This is a genomic window from Streptomyces sp. NPDC037401, assembly GCF_055602345.1.
In genome coordinates, this window is the sequence record NZ_JBVJWO010000012.1 from 16,636 (window position 1) to 40,941 (window position 24,306).

Here is a 24,306-nt window from a genome sequence, read left to right on the forward strand (position 1 = left end):
CCGCGTGGCCCCCTCCGGCCCGACAACTCGTCGCCCCTGCACGGCGATTATCGGACCACGTGCCGATTGTGGCGTGCGTCACCCGGCGTCAGAGTGGGCGCCTCCACATCGGGCACGCAGCACGAACGGAACACAACGGAAGAGGACGGAAATGCCTCGGAGTTCCACGAGTCCCACCGGTGAGATCCAGCGCCTCAAACCGAATTCGGTCGGCCTGACCGGCGTCGTCTTCATGGCCGTGGCCACCGCCGCCCCGATCACGGCGATGACCGGCAACCTCCCCATCGCCGTCGGCTTCGGCAACGGCACCGGAGCCCCCGCCGGCTACCTCTTCGCCACCCTCGTCCTGACCGTCTTCGCCGTCGGCTACGTGGCCATGGCCAAGCGCATCACCGCCGCCGGCGCCTTCTACGGCTACATCTCGCACGGCCTCGGCCGGATCGCCGGAATGGCCTCCGGCATGCTCGCCGTGCTCGCCTACATCGTCTTCGAGGCGTCGATCGTCGGCGTCTTCGCCTACTTCGCCAAGACGACCGTCCACGACCAGCTGGGCCTGGACCTGCCCTGGATCCTCTACGCGGCGGCCATGATCGCCGTCACCGCCGTCCTCGCGCACTTCGACATCAACCTGACCGCCAAGGCGCTCGGCGTCATGCTCGTCGCCGAGATCGCCGTGCTGTTCGCCGTCGCAGTCGCCGTCATGATCGCGGGCGGCGGCCCCGACGGCATCCCCGTCGAGCCGGTCGTCCCGGCGAACGCCTTCACCGGCGCCTCCGCCGGCCTCGGCCTCTTCTTCGCCTTCTGGTCCTGGGTCGGATTCGAGTCCACCGCCATGTACGGGGAGGAGTCCCGCGACCCCAAGCGGGTCATCCCCAGGGCCACCCTCATATCGGTGGTCGGCGTCGGCCTCTTCTACATCTTCGTCTCCTGGATGACCATCGCGGGCAACGGCCTGGCCGAGTCCGTGAAGCTGTCCGCCTCCGCGAGCCCCCTGGAGCTCTTCTTCGCCCCCACCCGGACCTTCATCGGCGCCTGGGCCGTGGACGCCTTCCAGTGGCTGCTGCTCACCGGGTCGTTCGCCTGCGGCATGGCCTTCCACCAGTGCGCCGCCCGCTACCTGTACGCCATCGGCCGCGAGGGATTCCTGCACCCCGGGCTCGGCCGCACGCACCCCCGGCACGGGTCGCCGTACCTCGCCTCGGTCGTCCAGACCGCGATCGCCACCGCCCTGGTGGCCGGCTTCTGGCTGACCGGCCAGGACCCGTACGTCCACCTCTACACGCTGCTCGCGATCCTCGGCACGATGGCGATCCTCATCGTCCAGACGCTGTGCTCCTTCGCCGTCGTGGGGTACTTCCGCAAGAACCATCCCGAGGACCGGCACTGGTTCCGCACCCTGACCGCCCCGCTGCTCGGCGGCATCGGGATGACGGCCGTCGTGGTCCTCCTCGTGGTCAACATGGAGACCGCGGCGGGACTCGCCGCCGGCTCCCTCTTCTTCGAGCTGATCCCCTGGATCGTCGGCGCTGTCTTCCTCGGCGGCCTGGCACTCGGCCTGTGGCTCAAGAAGAAGGCCCCCGAGCGCTACGAGATCATCGGCCGGATCGTCCTGGAGGACTCGGCCGAGCGCACCGACGACCCCGCCCCCACCACCGTCGGCCCGCGCCCGTCGGCGCCCGCCGACGCCTGACCGCCCGCGCCTGACCGCCCACGCCTGAGAAGGAGCCACCCCGCCATGGCCCGTACTCCCCTCATGCACGCGCTCCGCCGGCTCGCCGCCGACCACGCCGCCGCCCGGCGGCTCCGCCTCCCCGCCGCCGAGGTGCGCGGCCTCGGCCGCCGCGAACTGCTCGCCCGCGCCGCGGCCCTCGGCCTCGCCACGGCGGCCGCGACCGCCGCCACCGCACCGGCCGCCGCCGACACCGCCCCCAAGCCGCCTCCCGCCGGAAACCCGCGCATCGCCGTCGTCGGCGCCGGCATCGCCGGGCTCACCGCCGCCCTCACCCTCCAGGACGCCGGATTCGCCTGCACCCTCTACGAGGCGAACCCCGACCGGGTCGGCGGGCGGATGTGGACCCAGCGCGGCCACTGGACCCACGGCCAGACCTCCGAGATCGGCGGCGAGCTGATCGACACCAGCCACAAGAAGATCCTGGAACTGTGCCGCCGCTTCGGCCTGCCCGCCGAGGACTTCCTCGGCGGAGGGCCGAACGGCGCCGAGGAAGTCCTGTGGTTCGACGGCGGCTACTACCCGCGGGAGCAGGCCGACGAGGACTTCAAGGCCGTCTACCAGTCCCTGCGCCGCGACCTCCAGGAGGCCGGCGAGGTGGCGTGGAACTCCACCACGCCCACCGGCACCGCCCTCGACGACATGACCCTGTACGAGTGGATCGAGACCCGCGTCCCCGGCGGCCACTCCTCCCGGCTCGGCCGGTTCATCGACGTCGCCTACAACGTCGAGTACGGCGCCGACACCGACCGCCAGTCCGCCCTGGCCCTCGTGCTGCTGATGGGCTATCAGACCAATCCCGGGCACTTCAACATCTGGGGCCTGTCCAACGAGCGTTACCACATCACCGGCGGCAACGACCGGCTCCCGAACGCCATCGCCCGGGCCCTGGCCCCGGGCACCCTGGTGCCGGGCCGGGCGCTGACCGCCGTGCGCGCCCACTCCGACGGCACCCAGACGCTCACTTTCGACGACTCCGGGGCCACCCGCACGGTCGTCGCCGACCACACCGTGCTCTGCGTCCCGCTCCCGGTGCTCCAGCGCATCGACCTCTCGCAAGCAGGCTTCGACCCGCTGATGAGGAACCTGCTGCGCGACGCCCGCATGGGCCACGTCACCAAGCTCAACATGCAGTTCACCAGCCGCCCGTGGCGCGGCACCGGCACCTGGCCGGGGGTGTCGGCCGGCGACTGCTTCACCGACTCCGCCGTCCAGCAGACCTGGGACACCACCCGCGTCCAGCCCGGCACCGCCGGGATCCTGATCCAGTACGGCGGCGGCAGCCTCGCCGGGGCCCTCACCCCGGCCACCCCCTTCGCCACCGAGTCCGACCCGTACGTACGCAGCCTCGCCGGGCGCATGCTCACCGGCATCGACGCGTTCTTCCCCGGCACCGCAGCGGTGTGGAACGGCAGGGCCCAGCTGTCCGCCTGGCACCGCGACCCGTACACCCTCGGCGCCTACTCGTACTGGCCCGTCGGCTACCTGCACCGCTACGCCCGCTACGAGGGCACCGCCCAGGGCAACGTCCACATCGGCGGCGAGCACTGCTCGTACGACTTCCAGGGGTTCATGGAAGGCGGCGCCACCGAGGGCGAGAGGGCGGCGCGGGAGGTGATCGCCGCCCTCTCCTGAGGCTCACGCGGGCTTGACGTTGTGGTTGAAGCGGAAGACGTTGTCCGGGTCGTACTCCCGCTTCACCGCGGCCAGCCGCCGCATGTTCTCGGCCCCGAGGCCCGCGACCACCCGCTCGCCGCCTTCGTCCCCGGTGAAGTTGAGGTACACCGCGCCGGTGCTCCACGGCAGGACGTCGGCGCGGACGTCCCTGACCCACTGGCGGCACCGCTCGTCGTCCGCCGGGTCCTCCCAGATCCCGAAGGGGTGCACCGCCCAGGCCGCGTCGCGGTACGGGACGGGGTAGTCACCGGGGGCGGAGGCGATGGCACCGCCCTGCGGCCACACGATGTGCTGGGTGCCGGTCGGCACCGGCATGCTCCCGGCGCGGGCGCAGAACACGTCCACGAACGCGTCCGGCACGCCGGTCAGGTACTCCGCCGACCAGTAGTTCCGCATTCCCGGCGGGTCGTCGATCATGCACTGGAGGTCGGCGTACGGGATGGCCGTGACGATCTCCGCCTCGTGCGGCAGCGCGAGCAGTGGCCCGGCGAGCGCCCGCATCTCGTCCTCCGGGCCCGCGTACGTGAGCAGGGCGGCGGCCAGCAGCTTGCCGACCAGGTGCTCGGGGACGAAGTCCTCGGGCGGCCCGGTCAGGTAGATCGCCGCGCCGCTCGCCTGCACCGGCCCGGCCTCGATGACCTCCCGGTAGGTGCGGACCACCTCCGGGCCGTGCTCGGGCAGGTACAGCACGAACGCGATCGACATGGCGGGAAGCTCGTGAAGCCTGAGGGTGAGCGCGGTGGCGATGCCGAAGTTCCCGCCGCCGCCGTGCAGCGCCCAGAACAGCTCCGGGTTCTCCTCGGCGGTCGCCTCGATGAAGCGGCCGTCCGCCGTCACCAGCTCGACGCCGAGCAGATTGTCGACGGCCAGCCCGTGCAGCCGGTCCAGCCAGCCGGAGCCGCCGCCGAGCACGAAGCCCCCGACGCCCGTCGTCGACGCGCGGCCCCCGGTGGTCGCCAGGCCGTACGGCTCGCAGGCCCGGTCCAGATGGCTCATGGTCGCGCCGCCGCCGATCCGGGCCGCCCCGGCGCCCGGATGCACGGTGACCTCGTGCATCCGGCGCAGGTCCACGACCAGGCCGCCGTCGTTCAGCGCCATCCCGGCCACGCTGTGGCCGCCGCCGCGCACGGCGACCGGGAGGTCCAGCTCCCGGGCGAAGCGCACGGCCGTGACCACGTCCGCCGGATCCTCGCACTGCGCGATGACCGCCGGCCTGCGGTCGATCATCGCGTTGAACACGGTCCGGGCGTCGTCGTAGCCCGGATCCCCGGGTGCGTAGACGTCTCCGGACAGATCCTCGCGGAGCTCGGCCAGGGCCGTGCCCGCCTTCGAGAGGGCCATGGCGCCCCCTTCCGGAAAGGGCAGAAGGACCTCTCCAGGCTAGTCAGCCTCCGTACGCCCCGCTCGCCGTGAGCCGCAGGGCCGTGTCGATGAGGGGGACGTGGCTGAACGCCTGCGGGAAGTTCCCGACCTGGCGCTGGCGCCGCGGGTCCCACTCCTCGGCGAGGAGCCCGAGGTCGTTGCGCAGCGCCAGCAGCCGTTCGAACAGCTGGCGGGCCTCGTCGACGCGGCCGATCATCGCGAGGTCGTCGGCCATCCAGAACGAGCAGGCGAGGAACGCGCCCTCGTCGCCCTCCAGACCGTCCACGCCGGCCTCGTCGCCGGTCGTGGGGTAGCGCAGGATGAAGCCGTCCGCCGTGGACAGCTCCCGCTGGATCGCCTCGATCGTGCCGATGACGCGCTTGTCGTCGGGCGGCAGGAAGCCCATCTGCGGGATCAGCAGCAGGGAGGCGTCGAGCTCCTTGGAGCCGTAGGACTGCGTGAAGGTGTTCCGCTCCTTGTCGTAGCCCTTCTCACAGACGTCCCGGTGGATCTCCTCGCGCAGCTCGCGCCAGCGCTCCAGCGGCCCGTCCGCGTCCCCGGCCTCGATGAGCTTGATGGTCCGGTCCACCGCCACCCACGCCATGACCTTGGAGTGCACGAAGTGCCGGCGGGGGCCGCGGACCTCCCAGATGCCCTCGTCGGGCTGGTCCCAGTGGGTCTCCAGGTACCGGATCAGCTTCAGCTGGAGCACGGAGGCGTAGTCGTTGCGCGCCAGGCCCGTCATGTGGCCCAGGTGCAGGGCCTCGGTGACCTCGCCGTACACGTCGAGCTGGAGCTGGTGGGCGGCGCCGTTGCCGACGCGGACCGGCTGCGAGTTCTCGTAGCCCGGGAGCCAGTCGAGCTCGGTCTCGCCGAGCTCCCGCTCGCCGGCGATGCCGTACATGATCTGGAGGTTCTCCGGGTCGCCCGCGACCGCGCGCAGCAGCCACTCGCGCCACGCGCGGGCCTCTTCGCGGTAGCCGGTGCGCAGCAGCGAGGACAGGGTGATCGCCGCGTCCCGCAGCCAGGTGTAGCGGTAGTCCCAGTTCCGGACGCCGCCGATCTCCTCGGGGAGCGAGGTGGTGGGCGCGGCCACGATCCCGCCGGTCGGCGCGTACGTCAGGGCCTTGAGGGTGATCAGGGAGCGGACCACCGCCTCGCGGTAGGGGCCGTGGTACGTGCAGTGCTCGACCCACTCCCGCCAGAAGTCGGAGGTGGCCTCCAGGGCCGCCTCGGCGTCCGGCAGGGCCGGCGGCTCCTTGTGGGAGGGCTGCCAGCTGATCGTGAACGCGATCCGGTCGCCCGGTGCCACGGTGAAGTCGGCGTAGGTGGTGAGGTCCCGGCCGTACGTCTGCGCGTCCGTGTCCAGCCAGATCGAGTCCGGGCCGGCCACGGCGACCGTACGGCCGTCGACCTTGTGCACCCAGGGCACGATCCGGCCGTAGCTGAACCGCATCCGCAGCGCGGAGCGGACCGGCACGCGGCCGCTGACGCCCTCGACGATCCGCATCAGCTGGGGGGCGTGGTCCTCGCGGGGAGGCATGAAGTCCGTCACCCGGACCGTGCCGCGCGGGGTGTCCCACTCGGATTCCAGGATCAGGGAGTCGCCGCGGTAGCGGCGCCGGTCGGCGCGCGGCGGCTCGGTGCCCTCGGGATGGGCCGGGCCGATGCGCCAGAAACCGTGCTCCTCGGTGCCGAGGAGTCCTGCGAAGACGGCGTGGGAATCGAAGCGTGGCAGACACAACCAGTCCGCCGACCCGTCCCGGCAGACCAGGGCGGCGGTCTGCATGTCACCGATGAGTGCGTAATCCTCGATGCGCCCGGACACGTGCATATCTCCAGTCGAACGGCCACGTCCGCCCCGGCGTCTCGGCCGGGACGATCGCTTCGCGGTCAGGGGTCGTTGACGAGTTCAAGCTTGCCGGAGCGGGCGGGGTGGTGCCTTTTGCCGGTCCGCTCGGGTGGGGGATAAGGGATATCCGAGCAGGATACGACTGCACCCTAGTGATCTCCGAGGGTCTCCCGGCAATGCGCGTACTCCGAACGGGTGAGTCAAGGGTGATGAGATGCGAATAGTGCGGCTGACGTGCCCGTCAGCACGGCGTGACGGCTTCTGCGCGCCGCGTGGCCGGAAGCGGACCGGCGCGGTCGCTGATAGGCTGGTACCCCGTGGACCGGTGGTCTGCCTGTGCGAATCAGGGGCCCCGAAACCGCAGCTTCGGCGCCCCCGAAACAGGGGAGGCGGCCGGACGCACCTCACTTCGCGACCACGGGAGCCCCCTCTTGGCGATGCCGCCCAAATCCATGACGACCAAGCACATCTTCGTCACCGGAGGCGTCGCCTCCTCCCTCGGCAAGGGGCTCACGGCCTCGAGCCTGGGCGCGCTGCTGAAGGCGCGGGGGCTGCGGGTCACGATGCAGAAGCTCGACCCGTACCTGAACGTCGACCCCGGGACGATGAACCCGTTCCAGCACGGCGAGGTGTTCGTCACCAACGACGGCGCCGAGACCGACCTGGACATCGGCCACTACGAGCGCTTCCTCGACGTCGACCTCGACGGCTCGGCCAACGTCACCACCGGCCAGGTCTACTCGCAGGTCATCGCCAAGGAGCGGCGCGGCGAGTACCTCGGCGACACCGTGCAGGTCATCCCGCACATCACCAACGAGATCAAGCACCGCATCCGGCGGATGGCGACCGAGGACGTCGACGTCGTCATCACCGAGGTCGGCGGCACCGTCGGCGACATCGAGTCGCTGCCGTTCCTGGAGACCGTCCGCCAGGTCCGCCACGAGGTCGGCCGCGACAACGTCTTCGTCGTGCACATCTCGCTGCTGCCCTACATCGGCCCCTCCGGCGAGCTGAAGACCAAGCCGACCCAGCACTCGGTCGCCGCCCTGCGCAACATCGGCATCCAGCCCGACGCCATCGTGCTGCGCGCCGACCGCGACGTCCCGACGTCCATCAAGCGCAAGATCTCGCTGATGTGCGACGTGGACGAGGCCGCGGTGGTCGCCGCCATCGACGCCAAGTCGATCTACGACATCCCCAAGGTCCTGCACACCGAGGGCCTGGACGCGTACGTCGTGCGCAAGCTCGACCTGCCCTTCCGCGACGTGGACTGGACCGTCTGGGAGGACCTGCTCGACCGGGTCCACAACCCCGACCACGAGGTCACCGTCGCGCTGGTCGGCAAGTACATCGACCTGCCCGACGCGTACCTGTCCGTGACCGAGGCGCTGCGCGCCGGCGGTTTCGCGAACAAGGCCCGCGTCAAGGTCAAGTGGGTCACCTCCGACGACTGCAAGACGCCGGCGGGTGCCGAGAAGCACCTCGGCGACGTCGACGCGATCTGCGTGCCCGGCGGCTTCGGCGACCGCGGCGTGAACGGCAAGGTCGGCGCGATCACCTTCGCCCGCGAGAACAAGATCCCGCTGCTGGGCCTGTGCCTGGGCCTCCAGTGCGTGGTCATCGAGGCCGCGCGCAACCTGGCCGGCATCGCCGACGCGAACTCCACGGAGTTCGACGCCTCCACCGCCCACCCGGTCATCTCCACGATGGAGGAGCAGCTCGCCTTCGTCGAGGGTGCGGGCGACCTGGGCGGAACGATGCGCCTGGGGATGTACCCGGCGAAGCTCGCCGAGGGCTCGATCGTGCGCGAGGTGTACGACAACAAGGAGTACGTCGAGGAGCGCCACCGTCACCGCTACGAGGTGAACAACGCGTACCGCGGCGAGCTGGAGAAGACGGGCCTCCTCTTCTCCGGCACCTCCCCGGACAACAAGCTCGTCGAGTACGTCGAGTACCCGCGCGACGTGCACCCCTACCTGGTGGCCACGCAGGCCCACCCGGAGCTGCGCTCGCGCCCCACGCGCCCGCACCCGCTCTTCGCGGGCCTGGTGAAGGCCGCCGTGGAGCGCCAGAAGAAGGCCTGACGGCCGGTCGCATAACGTAGGCAGCCGGGGTACGGATCCGTACCCCGGCTGCCGCGTTTTTCGGGAGGGTTCAGTGGAAATCAGGGACGTGCCGGAGTCCTGGCGGGTCGTTTCGAGCACGACCCCGTTCCGGGGCGCGAAGACGGCGGTGAACACCGACGACGTGGTCATGCCGGACGGAGCGGTGGCGCGCCGCGACTACCAGGTCCACCCGGGATCGGTGTGCGTGCTGGCCCTCGACGAGCAGATGCGCGTCCTGGTGCTGCGTCAGTACCGGCACCCCGTACGGCACAAGCTGTGGGAGCTGCCCGCCGGGCTGCTGGACGTCCCGGGGGAGAACCCGCTCCACGCCGCACAGCGCGAGCTCTACGAGGAAGCGCACACGAAGGCCGGGGACTGGCGCGTGCTGGTCGACATCTTCGCGACCCCGGGCGGCTCCGACGAGGCGATCCGGGTCTTCCTGGCGCGCGACCTCGCGGAGGCGGAGGGCGAGCGCTTCGAGGTCTCGGAGGAGGAGGCCGACATGGAGCTGGCCCGGGTGCCGCTCGCGGACCTGGTCCGCGGGGTGCTGGCGGGGGAGTTGCACAACGCCGCGTTCGTGACCGGGGTCCTCGCGCTGTCCGCGGCGCTGGCGGGTGACGGGCCGGACGCCCTCCGCCCCGCCGAAGCCCCGTGGCCGGCCCGGCCCTTCGAGGCGTAGCCCCGGAGCTGCGCCGGGCCCGGTTCCGCCGGCGGGGCGGGGCGGGGCAGGGCGAGGCCGGGCAGGGCAGACAGAGCCCGGTGTGACCATCTGCTGATCCGATCGGGCGATTTGTCCGCCGCGCTCCCCGCGGACCGTCGCTCTCCGTGAACTACGCTCGACCTCCCCGAAGTCATCCGGCAGGGAGAGGAGCAGATCCGTGACGGACGAAGCGCTGCGCGGCGGAAGCAACGGCCCGGCCGGGTTCTTCGGGCGGCGCCGCGAGCTCAAGGAGCTGCGCGAGGACGTCGCGCGGACCGGGCTCGACACCCTGACGGGCCGCAAGGCCCCCCGCGCCCGCGTGCTGCTCGTCGCCGGCCGTCCCGGCTCCGGACGCACCGCGCTCGCCGAGGAGTTCGTACGGGAGATGGCCGGCGCCTACCCGGACGGCGTGCTGCGGGCCCGGCTGTCCCTGCCGGGCGGGGAGCGGGTCCCCGCCGAGCGGACCGCCCGCGACCTGCTCGAGGCGCTCGGCCGGCCGACCCCGCCCGGCGCGGGCGAGGAGGAGCTGACCGCCGCCCTGCGCGGCGCCCTCGCCGGCCGCCGGGTCCTGATGCTCCTCGACGACGCCGCCGACGCCCAGCAGGTCGACCCGCTGCTCGCCGACGACCCCGGCTGCCTGGCCGTCGTCACCGGCTGGGGCCCGCTCACCGGCATCCCGGACGTCCGCCCCTGCACCCTGGGCGGGCTGGACACCCCGGCCGCCGTGGAGATGATCGTGAGCCGGGTCGGCGAGGTCCGCGTCACCGTCGACCCGCGCGCCGCCGAGGCGCTCGCCGAGGAGTGCGGCCGGCAGCCCGCCGCCCTCGCCATGGTCGCGGGCTGGCTCGCCGCCCACCCCAAGGCCTCCCTCTCCGATGCCGTCAAGCAGCTCCAGGGCATGCACGACATCCTCGACGGCCCCGCCGAGCAGGGTCCCCTCACCTACGGCTTCCGCCTCGTCTACGAATCCCTCCCGCAGCCCGCCCAGCGCACCCTGCGGCTGCTGCCCCTGGCCCCCGCGGGCGCCGTCGACGGCCACATCGCCTCGGCGCTGACCGGATGCTCCGTGGCCGCCGCCCAGTCCATGCTGGAGGACTTCGCCGTCCTCGGGCTGCTGCGGCCCGCCGCCGAGGGGCAGTACCTGCTCCCCGGCTGCCTGACCCCGCTGATCAAGGAGCTGTTGGAGACCAAGGAGCGCCCCGCCGAGGTGCAGCTCGCCCGGGCCCGGATGCTCGAGCGGACCGTACGGCTCCTCACCTCCTGCCGGATCACGGCGGAGTGCGCCGCCGACGGCGACGATGCCGCCGGGACGGCGGTCGGGCTGCCCGGGTCGGAGGGCGCCCGCGAGCGCCTGGAGGGGATGCCCCGGTCCCTGCGGTTCCCGGACCGCGCCGCCGCCGCGGCCTGGCTGGACAGCCGGCTGCCCGCCCTGACCGCCTCGGCAGCCCTCGCCGTCGCCGACGGGCAGCTGGACACCCTGGCGCGGCGGCTGGTCGCCGGGCTGGTACGGGCCCTCGCCGCGCACCGCGGCACGGAGGCGGCCGCGCCGGAGCTGTACGGGCTGCACGGACTGGTGCTCGACGTGGCCGAGCGGCACGACCTGCACCGCGAGCGGGCCGCCGCACTCCTGAACCTCGGCGACCTCGACGCGGAGACCGGGCGCACCGCCGAGGCCCTGAACCGCTACCGGGCCGCCCTGGACGCCGGCCGGGCCGCGGGGGACCACTACGCTGCCGGCCGCGCGATGGAATCCGTAGGTGGTGTGCACCAGCTCCTGGGGGACTGGCACCGGGCCGCCGACTGGTACGGCCGGGCCCTGTCCCAGTGCCTGGCCCGGGGCGAGCGTGCGGACGAGGCACGCCTGTACGGACGCCTCGGCAATGTGCACACGTGCGCAGGACGCTACGGCGAGGCGCTGCGCAGCTGGCGCGCGGCCGCGGCAGGCTACCGGAAGCTGGCCGATGTGCCCGGCCACGCAAAGGCGTTGAGCGAGATGGCCCGGGTGCAGGAGTACGCGGGACGGCCGGAGGAATCGCTGCACACCTGCCGCGCGGCCGTCGAGCTGGCCCGCGAGGCCGGGGACCTGCGGCTCCAGGCCGCCCTCCAGGTGCGGCTGGCCGACACCCTCGACCGGCTCGGCGACCCGGCGGCCGCCCGGCTGCACCGCAGTACGGCTGATCGTCTTCTGGGTGGCGACCCTATGGCACATGCGGCCTACGAAATCCGTAGTGGTTCGCGCTGAGATATTTGGTTTGTAAGGCTAGACAGCTCCAAATCCTTCATTAGACTGGCTCCACCACGTCATCCCGTGGTGCATCCCGCTGCGCACTGGTGCAATGGGTATGTATGGCATTGCCCCGTTAAATCCCCTGAGCCAAGGACCGTGATCGACGATGAAGGTCGGCATCCCCCGCGAGGTCAAGAACAACGAGTTCCGCGTGGCCATCACCCCCGCCGGTGTCCACGAGCTCGTCCGCAATGGCCACCAGGTCTTCATCGAGCAGAACGCCGGTGTGGGTTCCTCGATCACGGACGCCGAGTACGTCGCCGCCGGAGCCGAGATCCTCGGTACGGCCGACGAGGTCTGGGCCACCGCCGACCTGCTGCTGAAGGTCAAGGAGCCCATCGCGGAGGAGTACCACCGCCTCCGCAAGGACCAGACGCTCTTCACCTACCTGCACCTGGCGGCCTCCCGCGAGTGCACGGACGCCCTCCTGGAGTCCGGCACCACCGCCATCGCGTACGAGACGGTCGAGCTCGCCAACCGCGCGCTTCCGCTGCTCGCCCCGATGTCCGAGGTCGCGGGCCGACTGGCCCCGCAGGTCGGCGCCTACCACCTGATGCGCTCGGCCGGCGGCCGCGGCGTCCTCCCGGGCGGTGTCCCCGGCACCCACGCCGGCGAGTGCGTGGTCATCGGCGGCGGCGTGTCCGGCTGGAACGCCGCGCAGATCGCCATCGGCATGGGCTTCCACGTGACCCTGCTCGACCGGGACATCAACAAGCTCCGCGAGGCCGACAAGATCTTCGGCACGAAGATCAAGACGATCGTCTCCAACGCCTTCGAGCTGGAGAAGGCCGTCGTCGAGGCCGACCTCGTCATCGGCGCCGTCCTCATCCCGGGTGCGAAGGCCCCGAAGCTGGTCACCAACGAGCTCGTCGCCAAGATGAAGCCCGGAAGTGTCCTTGTCGACATTGCGATCGACCAGGGCGGCTGCTTCGAGGACTCCCGTCCGACCACCCACGCCGAGCCGACCTTCCAGGTCCACAACTCGGTCTTCTACTGCGTCGCCAACATGCCGGGCGCGGTGCCGAACACCTCCACCTACGCCCTGACGAACGCCACGCTGCCCTACATCGTGCAGCTCGCGAACCTCGGCTGGGTCGAGGCGCTGCGCCGTGACCCCGCCCTGGGCCTGGGCCTCAACACCCATGACGGCCAGGTCGTTTACGGCCCGGTGGCCGAGGCCCACGGCCTCGAGACCCTCGAGCTGAACACGCTGCTCGGCTGAGCCAGCGGCACTGCGTCAACGATTGACGTCAATCTCACGCGTCCGGCCGGACCTTGCCCGCAAGGTCCGGCCGGACGTGTTTGCGGGCTCGGCCGACCCGGGCTTCAACTCGCCTCGAACGTAACCCTTTAACCGTTTCGCGCACCCGTGAAACTTCGCAGCGGCAGCCCGTACGCCCTTGACAGAGTGGTGTTCGGTTGCCGACACATCGTGCCGCGTCCGGCCGATTGTGTTGCTGCGGACCGGTGACACGCCATAGAGTCGCCAACCGTCGGCATGGTGCCACGCTGACCTATCGATAAGTGTCCTGGTCACGTCCGAGGAGGTAAGACGACTTGTGAATGAGTCGACATTTGCTCCTGGGGGTGGTCACGCAGGGATGCCCCCCCGACGCCCCGAGGGCCGGGCGGAGGTGCCCCCCGTGCGGGGCCAGGGCCCGGCCGGGCTCGAAGCTGTCGGCTCCGTCGCAGTCCGCACCTTCGCAAACCACCAGCACATGACGACGCCCCAAAAGAGCATGGACGGCCTAGACGTGAACTCCATGGCCGGCGACCTGAGCGGCCGAGAGCCCACCGGTTTCGCCGACTACGAAAACGATGTGCCCGAGGGGCACTTCTACGACCCCGACGCCGAGTACGAGCCCGACCCCGAGTACGCGGCCACCCTCGCCCCCGACGCCGCAAGACAGCGCCGGGAGCGGATCGGCCCCACCGGACGGCCGCTGCCGTACTTCCCGATCCCCGGTCCCCTGACCGACCACGGCCCCGCGAAGATCATCGCGATGTGCAACCAGAAGGGCGGCGTCGGCAAGACCACGTCGACCATCAACCTGGGTGCGGCCCTCGCGGAGTACGGACGGCGGGTGCTGCTCGTCGACTTCGACCCGCAGGGCGCGCTGTCGGTCGGCCTGGGCGTCAATCCGATGGAACTCGACCTGACGGTCTACAACCTGCTCATGGAGCGGGGCATGTCGGCCGACGAGGTGCTGCTCAAGACCGCGGTCCCCAACATGGACCTGCTGCCGAGCAACATCGACCTCTCCGCTGCGGAAGTGCAGTTGGTGAGCGAGGTCGCGCGCGAGTCGACCCTCCAGCGCGCCCTGAAGCCGCTGATGGCCGACTACGACTACATCGTGATCGACTGTCAGCCCTCGCTGGGCCTGCTGACCGTGAACGCCCTGACGGCGGCTCACAAGGTCATCGTGCCGCTGGAGTGCGAGTTCTTCGCGCTGCGCGGTGTGGCGCTGCTGACCGAGACCATCGAGAAGGTCCAGGAGCGGCTCAACCCGGAGCTGGAGCTCGACGGCATCCTCGCCACGATGTACGACTCCCGTACGGTGCACAGCCGTGAGGTGCTGGCGCGCGTCGTCGAGGCGTTCGACGACCACGTCTACCACACGGTCATCGGCCGGACCGTGCGCTTCCCGGAGACCACGGTCGCCGGCGAGCCGATCACGACCTACGCCTCCAACTCCGTCGGCGCCGCCGCGTATCGCCAGCTCGCCAGGGAGGTGCTCGCCCGGTGTCACGCCGAGTGAGTCTGCCCGGAGCCGACGAACTGTTCCGCACCACCGGGGGAATGGCACTCCAGTCCTCCGCGCCGCGGCGGCCGACCTCCGATGACGGAGCCGCCGCCGGCGCCACCGCCCCCGCGGCGGAGCACGGGCTCGCAGGCGCGGCCACGGACGGCGGAGCCGCCGACGGGCGCGCACGGGCCCAGGAGGGGCCCGCGGAGGCCGTGGAGGCGCCCGTGGCGCCCCTGGTGGCCGGGCCGAGACGGCCGCAGGAAGGTTCTGCCTCCGGTGCCGGGCAGGCCGCGGCCGCGCCCCGGCGCGGCAAGGGGCGGGGGGCCAACCGCCGCCCCAGCGGGCGCGAGCGTCACGACGAGAAGATCACGGTGTACGTCTCCGCCGAGGAGCTGATGGACCTGGAGCACGCGCGCCTGGTCCTGCGCGGGGAGCACGGGCTCGCCGTCGACCGCGGGCGGATCGTCCGCGAGGCGGTCGCGGTGGTCCTGGCCGACCTGGAGTCGCGCGGCGACGCGAGCATCCTGGTCCGGCGTCTGCGCGGCCGGTAGCCTGCCCGCTTGTCCGGGGCGCCGCCCCGCACCCCTCGCACTGTGCACCTTGGATCGCGATGCCCCCGACCGATGAGCCCGCCCGGCCGCCGTCCCGCGCCCAGCGCCGCGCCCTCGGCCGCGGGCCGGGCGCGGCCCCGCCGCGCGAGGACCTCTCCCCGGGCCCCGGCACCGGGCCCGGCACCCGGAACGAACCCGGCACCGGGCTCGTTCCGGAGCCGGAGCCGGAGCCGGAGCCGGAGCCGGAGCCGGAGCCGGAGCCGGAGCCGGAGCCGGAGGCCGGGCCCCGGGCGGTCCCCGAGCGCCGTGAGGGCGGTGAGGGCGGTGCGGGCGGTGCGGAGGGGGACGGGCGGTTCACCGTACGGCTGTCGAACTTCGAAGGGCCGTTCGATCTGCTGCTCCAGCTGATCTCGCGGCACCGCCTCGACGTCACCGAGGTGGCCCTGCACAAGGTCACCGACGAGTTCATGGCGCACATCCGCGCCATGGGCCCCGACTGGGACCTCGACCAGACCACCGAGTTCCTCGTGGTCGCCGCCACCCTCCTCGACCTCAAGGCGGCCCGGCTGCTGCCCACCGCCGAGGTCGAGGACGAGGCCGACCTCGCCCTCCTGGAGGCCCGCGACCTGCTGTTCGCGCGGCTGCTCCAGTACCGGGCGTACAAGCAGATCGCCGACATCTTCGCCGGACGGCTGGAGGCGGAGGGCCGGCGGCACCCCCGTACCGTGGGCCTGGAGGCGCACCACGCCGAGCTGCTCCCCGAGGTCGTCATCAGCATCGGCGCCGAGGGGTTCGCCCGGCTGGCCGCGAAGGCCATGCAGCCCAGGGCGAAGCCGCAGGTGTACGTCGACCACATCCACGCGCCGCTCGTCAGCGTGCGCGAGCAGGCCGAGGTCGTCGTGCGGATGCTGCGCGAGGCGGCCGGCGAGGTCGCGTTCCGGGACCTCGTGGGCGACGCCCCCGACACCCTCACGGTCGTGGCCCGCTTCCTGGCGCTGCTGGAGCTGTACCGGGAGCGCGCGGTCCGCCTGGACCAGGAGGAGGCCCTCGGGCCGCTCACGGTCCGCTGGGCGGGCGGCGAGGACGGGCAGCCGGTGGTGACGGACGAATTCGACCAGGTCGTGCAAGCGGAGGAGGAGAACACGTGAGCGAGGTCGCCGGACTGGAGCTGAAGCCCGCGCTGGAGGCCGTCCTCATGGTCGTGGACGAACCCGCGACCGAGGCGCACCTCGCGCGGGTGCTGGAGCGCACCCCCCGCGAGGTCGCGGAGGCGCTGCGCGAGCTGGCCGACGAGTACGCCGTTCAGCGGCGCGGCTTCGAGCTGCGGCTCGTCGCCGGCGGCTGGCGGTTCTACACGCGCCCGGAGTACGCCGCCGCCGTCGAGGGCTTCGTCCTCGACGGGCAGCAGGCCCGGCTGACGCAGGCCGCGCTGGAGACCCTGGCGGTCGTCGCGTACCGGCAGCCGGTGAGCCGGTCGCGGGTCTCGGCGGTGCGCGGAGTCAACTGTGACGGGGTCATGCGGACCCTCCTCCAGCGCGGTCTGGTGGAGGAGGCGGGGACGGAACCCGAAACAGGTGCGATCCTGTACAGGACGACGAACTACTTTCTGGAGCGGATGGGCCTGCGCGGCCTGGACGAGCTCCCGGAGCTCGCGCCCTTCCTCCCCGAGGCGGACGCGATCGAAGCCGAGACGCAAGAAGGTGTGCCGTCGTTCGATCCGGACGCACCGTACGCCCCGGACACCATGTGAAGACGACGACAAGACGACGGAACTTTGATGCGAAGCAGTGGCAGCGGCAACGGTGGCGGCAACAGGAACAGCGGCGGCGGTGGCGGGCGCGGTAACTCCCGCGGCTCCGGCTCCGGCGGCGGCGGTGGCTACCGCGGCGGTAACTCCGGCGGCGGTGGCTACCGCGGGGGCTCCGGCGGCTCCGGTGGCGGCGGGTACCAGGGCGGCGGCTACCAGGGCGGTGGCTCCGACTCCCGCGACCGCGACCGTGACCAGGCGCCCAAGCGCATCCGCAACCCCCGTCCCGAGGAGCGGCGCTACGACGTAGGCCCCGAGGGCGAGCGCAGCGGCCGTGCCGGTGCCAAGGCCGGTGGCGGCGGCGCCCGCGGTGCGGGCGACGGCGGCCGCGGCGGCTCCGGCGGCGGTGCCCGCGGCGCGGCGGCCCGCGGCGGCGCCAAGGGCGGCCCCAAGACCTCCAAGACCCCCGGCATCGGCGGTGCCGGCGGCCCGCGTCGCGGTCCGGGCAGCCGCAGCGGGCAGTCCCGCCCGCGCGAGCTGGACGCGCGCATCGAGGAGCGCGTGCGCGACCGGTACGCCGACAAGCCCGTGATCAAGACCCCGAAGACCTTCCCGGGCGCCGAGCAGGAGGGCGAGCGGCTGCAGAAGGTCCTCGCCCGCGCCGGCATGGGTTCGCGCCGCGCCTGCGAGGAGCTCATCGAGCAGGCTCGCGTCGAGGTCAACGGCGAGATCGTGCTGGAGCAGGGCAAGCGCGTCTCCCCGAAGGACGAGATCAAGGTGGACGGCCTGACCGTCGCCACCCAGTCGTTCCTGTTCTTCGCGCTGAACAAGCCCGCCGGCGTCGTCTCCACCATGGAGGACCCGGACGGCCGCCAGTGCCTCGGCGACTACGTCACCAACCGCGAGACCCGCCTGTTCCACGTCGGGCGCCTCGACACGGAGACCGAGGGCATCATCCTGCTCACCAACCACGGCGAGCTGGCCCACCGCCTGACGCACCCGAAGTACGGCGTACAGAAGACCTACCTCGCGGCGATCACCGGCCCGCTGCCGCGCGAGATCGGCAAGCGGCTCCAGTCCGGCATCCTGCTGGAGGACGGGTACGCCAAGGCCGACCACTTCCGGGTGGTCGACCAGGTCGGCAAGAACTACCTCGTCGAGGTGACCCTGCACGAGGGCCGCAAGCACATCGTGCGCCGGATGCTCGCCGAGGCGGGTTTCCCGGTCGAGAAGCTGGTCCGGACGTCCTTCGGCCCCATCGAGCTCGGGGACCAGAAGTCCGGCTGGCTGCGCCGCCTGACCAACACCGAGGTCGGCATGCTGATGCGCGAGGTCGGCCTGTAAGCCCCTGCGGCAGCGGCCCCTCGCGATAGCGACGAGAAGCACGAGAAGCGACAAGAAACGAGAAATGCCCGCGGCGCCCAGGCGTCGCGGGCATTTCTCTTGTCCGGACCCGGCTCCGCCTTTATAGTCAGACTGACTCTAAAGAGGGGTGGGGTGATGGGTGTGCACGACTACGACCCGTACGCCTTCGTGCCGTTCGCCGTCACCGTCGACCTGGCCGTCTTCACGGTCCGCGGCGGCCGGCTGCACGCCCTGCTGATCCGGCGCGGCGCCGAGCCGTACGCCGGGGACTGGGCGCTGCCCGGCGGGTTCGTGCTGCCGCGGGAGTCCGCCGAGGCGGCCGCGCGGCGGGAGCTGGCCGAGGAGACCGGACTGCCGGAGCCGACCGTCGCGGCCCTGCACCTGGAGCAGCTGCGGACCTACAGCGAACCGGACCGCGACCCGCGCATGCGCGTGGTGTCGGTGGCCTTCACCGCGCTCGTGCCCGATCTGCCGGAGCCGCACGGCGGCGGCGACGCCGCGCACGCGCAGTGGATGCCGGCGGACGGGCCCGGACGGCCGCCCGCGCTGGCCTTCGACCACGAGCGGATCCTGGCCGACGCCCGCGACCGGGTCGGCGCGAAGCTGGAGTACTCCTGCCTCGCGACCGCCTTCTGCCCGCCCGAGTTCACCCTCGGCGAGCTCCGGCAGGTCTACGAGACGGTCTGGGGCACCCCGCTCGACCGCCCCAACTTCCGCCGCAAGGTCCTGGCCACCCCCGGCTTCGTCGAGCCGGTCCCCGGCGCCGCCCGGCTGACCGGCGGCCGCGGCAAGCCCGCCGCCCTCTACCGGGCCGGTCCCGCGACCGCCCTCCACCCGCCCCTGCTCCGCCCCCGCCCGGAAGGACGTCCGTGATGGACCGTACGAACAAGCGCCCGGCGACCGGCTCGCTCATCGGGCTGGCGCTCGGGGACGCCCTCGGCTTCCCCACCGAGTTCAACGACGTACCGTCGATCCTCGCCAAGTGCGGGCCCTGGCGGGAGATGGAGCTGCCCCGGCCCGCGCTCGTCACCGACGACACCCAGATGACCCTGGCGCTCGCCCGCGGCCTGCGCACCGCGATGGAGCGCGGCCGGCTGGGCCCGCTGCGGCTGGCCCGGCCGGTGCGCGAGGAGTTCGTCGACTGGTACCACTCGCCCGAGAACAACCGGGCTCCCGGCCGCACCTGCATGACCGCCTGCCGGCTGCTGGACTCGGCGCGGCCCTGGCAGGAGGCCAGCCAGACCGGCTCCAAGGGCTGCGGCGCCAACATGCGCGTGGCCCCGCTGGGACTCGTACCCGGCCTGACGGACGAGGAGCGCGCCGGGGCCGCGCAGCTGCAGTCCGCGCTCACGCACGGGCACCCGACGGCGCTGGCCGCCTCCGACCTCACCGCCCGCGCGGTGTTCCTGCTGGCCCGGGGCACCGAACCCACCGGGCTGGTCGGGCTGCTGCGTTCGTACGCCCTCGACAACCGCACCCGCTACCACGAGCGGTGGCTAGGCGACCTGTGGCGGCACGCGCAGGACCCGTCCCCGGTCTCCTTCATCGCCCGCGGCTGGGACGACTGCCTCGACGCGCTCGACCGCCTGGCCAAGGCGCTGCGAACGCCGTCCCCGGAACTGGACCCCTGCCTGGCCACCGGCGAGGGCTGGATCGCCGAGGAGGCCCTCGCCACCGCCCTGCACTGCTTCCTGCTCTTCCCGGAACAGCCCCTGGCGGCCCTGCGCCGCGCCGCCTGCACCGCCGGCGACTCCGACTCGATCGCCTGCCTCGCGGGAGCCTTCGCCGGCGCCCACCTCGGCGCCGCGGCCTGGCCCGACTCCTGGTCGGAGCGGATCGAGCACCGTACCGAGCTCACGGCCTTCGGAGCCCTCTGGGACGCTTGACCCATGCTGGACGCACTGAGCCTGGACCTCGCACCCGTCATCGCCGAACAGCCCGACCCGCTGGTGTTCGCCACCGTGTCGGGGGCGCACCTGTACGGCTTCCCGTCCGTGGACTCGGACGTCGACCTGCGCGGGGTCCACCTGCTGCCCGCGGACGCGCTCCTCGGGCTGCGCGAGCCCGAGGAAACCCGCACCCGGATGTGGGACCGGGACGGGGTCGAGATGGACCTCGTCACCCACGACCTGCGCAAGTTCGCCCGCCTGATGCTGCGGCCCAACGGCTACGTGCTGGAGCAGCTGCTGTCGCCACTGGTCGTGCACACCTCCGGGCACCACGAGGAACTGGCCGCGCTCGCGCCGGGCGTGCTGACCCGGCACCACGCGCACCACTACCGGGGCTTCGCGGCAACCCAGTGGCGGCTGTTCGGGAAGACGGCGGAGCTGAAGCCGCTGCTGTACACCTTCAGGGCGCTGCTGACCGGCGTGCACCTGATGCGGTCGGGAGAGGTCCGGGCAGACCTGCCCGGCCTGCTGGCCGAGGTGACCGAGGCCCCCGGATACCTCGACGGGCTGATCGAGGCGAAGCAGGCGGCCGAGCACGGGGCGTACGCGGGGCCGGAGGCGTCCCTGCTCGAACGGGACGTCGAGGCGCTGCACGCGGTGCTGGCCGAGGCGCAGCGGGACTCGCGGCTGCCGGCGGAGCCGTCCGCCCGCGACGCCCTCGACGCCTTCGTCGTCCGCGCGCGCCGGTCGGGCTGAGGACGGGCCGGGGGGCCGGGCGCCGGATGCAGGGGCCTCAGCCGGCCGAGGCGCGGCGGGTGCGGGTCAGGAAGTCCTCCACCCGGGCCTGGTCCGGGAGCTCGGGCAGCGGGCCGGTGAGGGCCGCCGCGTCGGATTCCTCGATCAGGCGGGCCATCCAGGACTCGACCTCGGGCCACGGGACCTCGCCGCGCTTCACCGCGAGGAGGCGGTCGCGGTACGGGCCGGCGTCGATGGTCAGGCGGCCCGTGCGCAGCAGGTCGCGGCAGCTCGTCAGCAGGCGCAGCAGGTGCATCGCGTGCTTCCAGCGGGGCGCGCCGTGGTTGCGGGCGTCCGCGTCGAGCTTGTGGCGCTGGCCGGCGGCGTAGCGGGTGAAGGTGGTGTGGGCCCGGCGGGAGAGGAACGCCCCCCGGAGGGAGAGGAGTTCCTCGCCCACCGGGGTCAGGTGTTCCACCAGCGGGGAGTGCAGGCATTCCAGGATGTTGGGGTTGGCCCGCAGCGCCAGCTCGCAGAAGCGTTCCAGCTCCCAGGAGAACTGCTCGTCGAGCGGTCCTTCGACATGCGTCGGGGGCTTCTCGAAGCGCCAGTACAGCGGGGTGGGCGCGAGGTACACGCCGCGCCGGTCGGTGTCGCTCGTGTCCGTCGCCAGACCGAACGCGCGCGAGCCCATCACGCACGAGTAGACCGTGTGGTCGCGCACCAGCGCCTCGGAAGTCACCTGCATGCGGCGAAGGCTACGCCAGCCGGACCTCGCCCTCCACGACGGTGATCTTCTCTTCCGGGAGCGGCCGGGTGGCCGGGCCCTTGACGACCGCGCCGTCGGCGACCGCGAACTTGCTGCCGTGGCAGGGGCAGTCGATGGTGCCGTTCGCGACCTTGGAGACCAGGCAGCGCTGGTGGGTGCAGACGGCGGAGAAGGCCTTGAACTCGCCCGCCTCCGGCTGCGTGACGACGATCTTCTCGTCCTTCAGGACCGTGCCGCCGCCGACGGGCACGTCCGCCGTCTTCACCAGTGCCTCGCCGCCGGGCGCCCCCGCCGAGGGGCTGCCTGCCGGTGTGCTCGCCGCCGGGGTCCCGGTGCCCTCGGTGCCCGTACCCGCCTCGGGGGCGACGGCGGTGGCTTCCGCCGAGCCGCCGTCGCCGTCTCCGCAGCCCGTGAGCGCACCGGCCGCGAGCACGCCCGCGCCCGCCGCAAGAACCGTGCGCCGTGGGGTGGTTTCCCGCATCGTGTCCTCCTCAGTGTCCGTAGCGGCAGCATCCTGACGCGCCGCGGGCCTCATGAGAAGCACGCGCCCCGGCCCTGTCAGGCCGGAGGTGTCCACGGCACCAGGTCCCCGGGCGTGCCGTCGGCGCTGCGTACGACCTCCCAGACGCGGGTCACGGCCGCCCGGTCGAGCGGGCCGTGGACGTGGGGATACCGGCCGCCGCTTTCACCCTCCCGGCGGACTTCCGAGGTCAGCGCCCGCTCGTCGATCTCCAGTGCGAGCAGCGGACCGGGGGTCCGGCGGTAGTGGGCGCCGGCGATGGCCAGGACCGTCGGCCGGTCGGCCGAGCAGTGCACGAAGCCCTCGGAGGCGAGGGAGGGCGGGGCGTACGGGAGGTCGGGTGCGGCCGACCAGTCGGCGAGCGCGACGAGATGGAAGATCATGCCGTCGGTTGTACCGCAGCCCGCCCCGACGGCCTCCGCCAAGTGGCGGCACGGGTCGGTTCGGGAGAAATTGTCGATGTCGTGAAGCCGGGTGCGCCCCTGAGTCTGCGTTCGTGTGCCCGGTCCTCCCCCTCCGAAAGGCGTGACCATGGCGGGTAATGACCTCGGCTCTCTTCTGGGCGGCCTCCTCGGCGGTGGCGGCCGGAGCGGTGGCGGCGGGGGCGGGGGCGGGAACATCCTCGGCGCGCTGCTGGGCGCACTGATGGGCGGTGGCGGCGCCGGCGGTGCCCATGCCGCCGGAGGCGCCGGCGGCAACCCGCTCGGCGGGCTGCTGGACATGCTGACCAAATCAGGCCTCGCCGACCAGGCCCAGTCCTGGGTCGGGACCGGCGAGAACCAGCCCGTCACCGCCGACCAGATCAAGGAGGCCCTGCCGGGCGGCACCCTGCAGAAGGTCGCCGAGCAGGCCGGAGTCAGCCCCGAGACGGCCGCCGACGAGCTGGCCCGGGCCCTCCCTCAGGCGGTCGACAAGCTGACCCCGAACGGCGAGGTCCCCTCGGGCTCGCTCGAGGACATCATCACGTCGCAGGCCCTCTGACTCCGGAGGGCGCAGGCCCTCCGCTGCCGTACGGGGACCCGGTTCCCGTCGCCCGGCGACGGACACCGGGTCGTCGCCGTGCCCGGCGCGCCGGGCACGGTCGACGGGGGCCGGACAGCCCTTAGGCTGACCGGGCCAGTACGCACGCCGCCCGGGCGGTGCAGTCGAGCAGTCGAGCAAGGAGCGCGCCGTGAGAACCGCCGTCGTCATCGGAACCGGACTGATCGGCACCTCGGCTGCGCTCGCCCTCGCCGGGCGCGGGGTCACCGTCCACCTCGCCGACCACGACCCGGGGCAGGCCCGTACCGCCGCCGCCCTCGGCGCCGGGACGGACGAGGAGCCCGACGGCCCCGTCGACCTCGCGATCATCGCCGTCCCCCCGGCCCACACCGCGGCCACCCTGGCCGACGCCATCGGGCGCGGCGCGGCCCGCGGCTACATCGACGTCGCCAGCGTCAAGGGCGGGCCGCGGCGCGAGCTGGAGGCGCTGGGGGTGGACCTGTCCTCGTACATCGGCACGCACCCGATGTCCGGCAAGGAGCGCTCCGGCCCCCTGGCGGCGAGCGCGGACCTCTTCGAGGGCCGCCCGTGGGTGCTCACGCCGACCAGGGACACCGACACCGAGGTGCTCAACCTGGCGCTCGAGCTGGTCGCGCTGTGCCGGGCCGTGCCGGTCGTGATGGACGCCGACGCCCACGACCGGGCCGTCGCGCTGGTCTCCCACACCCCCCAGCTGGTGTCCTCCATGGTCGCCGCCCGCCTCGAGGCCGCCGACGACACCGCGGTGCGGCTGTGCGGGCAGGGCATCCGGGACGTGACCCGGATCGCGGCCTCCGACCCGCGGATGTGGGTGGACATCCTCTCCGCGAACCCCGGCCCCGTCGCCGACGTGCTGTCCGGCATCGCCGCCGACCTCGACGAGACGGTCCAGGCCCTGCGCGCCCTGCAGTCCGGGGACGAGGCCAAGCGCCGGGGCGGCGCCGAGGGCATCGAGGACGTCCTGCGGCGCGGCAACGCCGGCCGGGTCCGGGTGCCGGGCAAGCACGGCGCGGCGCCGAAGGCGTACGAGACGGTCGCGGTGCTGATCAGCGACCAGCCGGGCGAGCTGGCGCGGATCTTCTCCGACGCCGGGCGGGCCGGGGTCAACATCGAGGACGTGCGGATCGAGCACGCGACCGGGCAGCAGGCGGGCCTGGTGCAGCTCATGGTCGAGCCGAAGGCCGTGCCCGTGCTCACCAACGAGCTGCGCGAACGCGGCTGGGCCCTGCGCCGCCCGTAACCGGCGGCGCCCCG

Annotated in this window: 20 protein-coding genes and 1 pseudogene; 16 read left to right on the plus strand and 5 right to left on the minus strand. The window is 72.7% G+C overall.

What is annotated here, in order from left to right; translation table 11 throughout:
* The first annotated feature begins 151 nt into the window (after positions 1-151).
* The gene (locus ACZ7H1_RS14595; RefSeq protein ID WP_470786682.1) at positions 152-1,690 is read left to right on the plus strand and encodes an APC family permease; all 1,539 of its coding nucleotides are present in this window, start codon (positions 152-154) and stop codon (positions 1,688-1,690) included.
* A gap of 45 nt (positions 1,691-1,735) precedes the next feature.
* Entirely contained in the window at positions 1,736-3,364 is a 1,629-nt protein-coding gene (locus ACZ7H1_RS14600; protein WP_470786684.1) for a flavin monoamine oxidase family protein, read from the plus strand.
* Positions 3,365-3,367: 3 nt separating this feature from the next.
* Here the strand turns inward: ACZ7H1_RS14600 and ACZ7H1_RS14605 are convergent, their stop codons facing one another.
* Entirely contained in the window at positions 3,368-4,747 is a 1,380-nt protein-coding gene (locus ACZ7H1_RS14605) for an FAD-binding protein (protein WP_470786686.1), read from the minus strand.
* A gap of 43 nt (positions 4,748-4,790) precedes the next feature.
* On the minus strand, positions 4,791-6,602 hold the full coding sequence (locus tag ACZ7H1_RS14610; RefSeq protein ID WP_470786688.1) for a glycoside hydrolase family 15 protein: 1,812 nt from the start codon (positions 6,600-6,602) through the stop codon (positions 4,791-4,793).
* Between the two features lie 455 nt (positions 6,603-7,057).
* On the opposite strand from ACZ7H1_RS14610, the gene ACZ7H1_RS14615 reads away from it, so the two are divergent.
* The 12 genes from ACZ7H1_RS14615 (at position 7,058) to ACZ7H1_RS14670 (ending at position 20,767) form a co-directional block, all read left to right on the plus strand.
* Positions 7,058-8,704 carry a CTP synthase gene (locus ACZ7H1_RS14615; RefSeq protein WP_470786689.1) on the plus strand — a complete coding sequence of 549 codons (1,647 nt, stop codon included), beginning with the start codon at positions 7,058-7,060 and terminating at the stop codon, positions 8,702-8,704.
* A 73-nt stretch (positions 8,705-8,777) separates the two neighbouring features.
* Entirely contained in the window at positions 8,778-9,404 is a 627-nt protein-coding gene (locus ACZ7H1_RS14620; RefSeq protein WP_470786691.1) for an NUDIX domain-containing protein, read from the plus strand.
* A gap of 199 nt (positions 9,405-9,603) precedes the next feature.
* The gene (locus tag ACZ7H1_RS14625) at positions 9,604-11,667 is read left to right on the plus strand and encodes a tetratricopeptide repeat protein (protein WP_470786692.1); all 2,064 of its coding nucleotides are present in this window, start codon (positions 9,604-9,606) and stop codon (positions 11,665-11,667) included.
* Positions 11,668-11,818: 151 nt separating this feature from the next.
* Positions 11,819-12,934 (plus strand): alanine dehydrogenase, encoded by a 1,116-nt coding sequence (gene ald, locus ACZ7H1_RS14630; RefSeq protein WP_470786694.1) that lies wholly within the window; start codon positions 11,819-11,821, stop codon positions 12,932-12,934.
* A 379-nt stretch (positions 12,935-13,313) separates the two neighbouring features.
* Positions 13,314-14,471, plus strand: a complete 1,158-nt coding sequence (locus ACZ7H1_RS14635) for a ParA family protein (protein WP_470786696.1) — start codon at positions 13,314-13,316, stop codon at positions 14,469-14,471.
* Complete coding sequence (locus ACZ7H1_RS14640) at positions 14,456-15,010, plus strand: hypothetical protein (protein ID WP_470786698.1); 555 nt, start codon at positions 14,456-14,458, stop codon at positions 15,008-15,010. The genes ACZ7H1_RS14635 and ACZ7H1_RS14640 overlap by 16 nt, the downstream gene beginning before the upstream one ends.
* Positions 15,011-15,069: 59 nt before the next feature.
* Complete coding sequence (locus ACZ7H1_RS14645) at positions 15,070-16,158, plus strand: segregation and condensation protein A (protein WP_470786699.1); 1,089 nt, start codon at positions 15,070-15,072, stop codon at positions 16,156-16,158.
* Positions 16,155-16,760: an SMC-Scp complex subunit ScpB gene (scpB, locus tag ACZ7H1_RS14650; RefSeq protein ID WP_470786701.1), complete on the plus strand. Its 606-nt coding sequence runs from the start codon at positions 16,155-16,157 to the stop codon at positions 16,758-16,760. Before ACZ7H1_RS14645 ends, scpB begins: the two co-directional genes overlap by 4 nt.
* Before the next feature lie 27 nt (positions 16,761-16,787).
* Positions 16,788-18,101: a pseudouridine synthase gene (locus ACZ7H1_RS14655; protein ID WP_470786703.1), complete on the plus strand. Its 1,314-nt coding sequence runs from the start codon at positions 16,788-16,790 to the stop codon at positions 18,099-18,101.
* 156 nt (positions 18,102-18,257) lie between these two features.
* Positions 18,258-18,995, plus strand: coding sequence for an NUDIX hydrolase (locus ACZ7H1_RS14660; RefSeq protein ID WP_470786704.1), 738 nt, complete (start codon positions 18,258-18,260; stop codon positions 18,993-18,995).
* Entirely contained in the window at positions 18,995-20,008 is a 1,014-nt protein-coding gene (locus tag ACZ7H1_RS14665; protein WP_470786706.1) for an ADP-ribosylglycohydrolase family protein, read from the plus strand. The genes ACZ7H1_RS14660 and ACZ7H1_RS14665 overlap by 1 nt, the downstream gene beginning before the upstream one ends.
* 3 nt (positions 20,009-20,011) lie before the next feature.
* Positions 20,012-20,767 carry a nucleotidyltransferase domain-containing protein gene (locus ACZ7H1_RS14670; RefSeq protein ID WP_470786708.1) on the plus strand — a complete coding sequence of 252 codons (756 nt, stop codon included), beginning with the start codon at positions 20,012-20,014 and terminating at the stop codon, positions 20,765-20,767.
* 37 nt (positions 20,768-20,804) lie between these two features.
* Here the strand turns inward: ACZ7H1_RS14670 and ACZ7H1_RS14675 are convergent, their stop codons facing one another.
* The 3 genes from ACZ7H1_RS14675 to ACZ7H1_RS14685 all read right to left on the minus strand — a co-directional run bounded on the left by ACZ7H1_RS14675 (position 20,805) and on the right by ACZ7H1_RS14685 (position 22,415).
* Positions 20,805-21,491, minus strand: a complete 687-nt coding sequence (locus ACZ7H1_RS14675) for a nucleotidyltransferase domain-containing protein (protein WP_470786710.1) — start codon at positions 21,489-21,491, stop codon at positions 20,805-20,807.
* Between the two features lie 10 nt (positions 21,492-21,501).
* Positions 21,502-21,993, minus strand: a complete 492-nt coding sequence (locus tag ACZ7H1_RS14680; RefSeq protein ID WP_470786711.1) for a Rieske (2Fe-2S) protein — start codon at positions 21,991-21,993, stop codon at positions 21,502-21,504.
* A gap of 77 nt (positions 21,994-22,070) precedes the next feature.
* Positions 22,071-22,415 (minus strand): DUF952 domain-containing protein, encoded by a 345-nt coding sequence (locus ACZ7H1_RS14685; RefSeq protein ID WP_470786712.1) that lies wholly within the window; start codon positions 22,413-22,415, stop codon positions 22,071-22,073.
* Positions 22,416-22,563: 148 nt separating this feature from the next.
* Here ACZ7H1_RS14685 and ACZ7H1_RS14690 point away from each other — a divergent pair, with 148 nt between their 5' ends.
* Both ACZ7H1_RS14690 and ACZ7H1_RS14695 read left to right on the plus strand, forming a co-directional pair.
* Positions 22,564-23,013 (plus strand): YidB family protein, encoded by a 450-nt coding sequence (locus ACZ7H1_RS14690; protein ID WP_470786714.1) that lies wholly within the window; start codon positions 22,564-22,566, stop codon positions 23,011-23,013.
* A 187-nt stretch (positions 23,014-23,200) separates the two neighbouring features.
* Positions 23,201-24,292, plus strand: a pseudogene (locus ACZ7H1_RS14695) (prephenate dehydrogenase); the annotation flags it as partial.
* Between the last annotated feature and the right edge of the window lie 14 nt (positions 24,293-24,306).

Excerpts from the sequence above, each read along its gene's own strand:
- ACZ7H1_RS14595 (WP_470786682.1), top strand. The coding sequence starts at position 152 with ATGCCTCGGAGTTCCACGAGTCCCACCGGTGAGATCCAGCGCCTCAAA.
- ACZ7H1_RS14600 (WP_470786684.1), top strand. The coding sequence starts at position 1,736 with ATGGCCCGTACTCCCCTCATGCACGCGCTCCGCCGGCTCGCCGCCGAC.
- ACZ7H1_RS14605 (WP_470786686.1), bottom strand. The coding sequence starts at position 4,747 with ATGGCCCTCTCGAAGGCGGGCACGGCCCTGGCCGAGCTCCGCGAGGAT.
- ACZ7H1_RS14610 (WP_470786688.1), bottom strand. The coding sequence starts at position 6,602 with ATGCACGTGTCCGGGCGCATCGAGGATTACGCACTCATCGGTGACATG.
- ACZ7H1_RS14615 (WP_470786689.1), top strand. The coding sequence starts at position 7,058 with ATGCCGCCCAAATCCATGACGACCAAGCACATCTTCGTCACCGGAGGC.
- ald (WP_470786694.1), top strand. The coding sequence starts at position 11,819 with ATGAAGGTCGGCATCCCCCGCGAGGTCAAGAACAACGAGTTCCGCGTG.
- ACZ7H1_RS14635 (WP_470786696.1), top strand. The coding sequence starts at position 13,314 with ATGCCCCCCCGACGCCCCGAGGGCCGGGCGGAGGTGCCCCCCGTGCGG.
- ACZ7H1_RS14645 (WP_470786699.1), top strand. The coding sequence starts at position 15,070 with ATGCCCCCGACCGATGAGCCCGCCCGGCCGCCGTCCCGCGCCCAGCGC.
- ACZ7H1_RS14655 (WP_470786703.1), top strand. The coding sequence starts at position 16,788 with ATGCGAAGCAGTGGCAGCGGCAACGGTGGCGGCAACAGGAACAGCGGC.
- ACZ7H1_RS14660 (WP_470786704.1), top strand. The coding sequence starts at position 18,258 with ATGGGTGTGCACGACTACGACCCGTACGCCTTCGTGCCGTTCGCCGTC.
- ACZ7H1_RS14665 (WP_470786706.1), top strand. The coding sequence starts at position 18,995 with ATGGACCGTACGAACAAGCGCCCGGCGACCGGCTCGCTCATCGGGCTG.
- ACZ7H1_RS14670 (WP_470786708.1), top strand. The coding sequence starts at position 20,012 with ATGCTGGACGCACTGAGCCTGGACCTCGCACCCGTCATCGCCGAACAG.
- ACZ7H1_RS14675 (WP_470786710.1), bottom strand. The coding sequence starts at position 21,491 with ATGCAGGTGACTTCCGAGGCGCTGGTGCGCGACCACACGGTCTACTCG.
- ACZ7H1_RS14680 (WP_470786711.1), bottom strand. The coding sequence starts at position 21,993 with ATGCGGGAAACCACCCCACGGCGCACGGTTCTTGCGGCGGGCGCGGGC.
- ACZ7H1_RS14685 (WP_470786712.1), bottom strand. The coding sequence starts at position 22,415 with ATGATCTTCCATCTCGTCGCGCTCGCCGACTGGTCGGCCGCACCCGAC.
- ACZ7H1_RS14690 (WP_470786714.1), top strand. The coding sequence starts at position 22,564 with ATGGCGGGTAATGACCTCGGCTCTCTTCTGGGCGGCCTCCTCGGCGGT.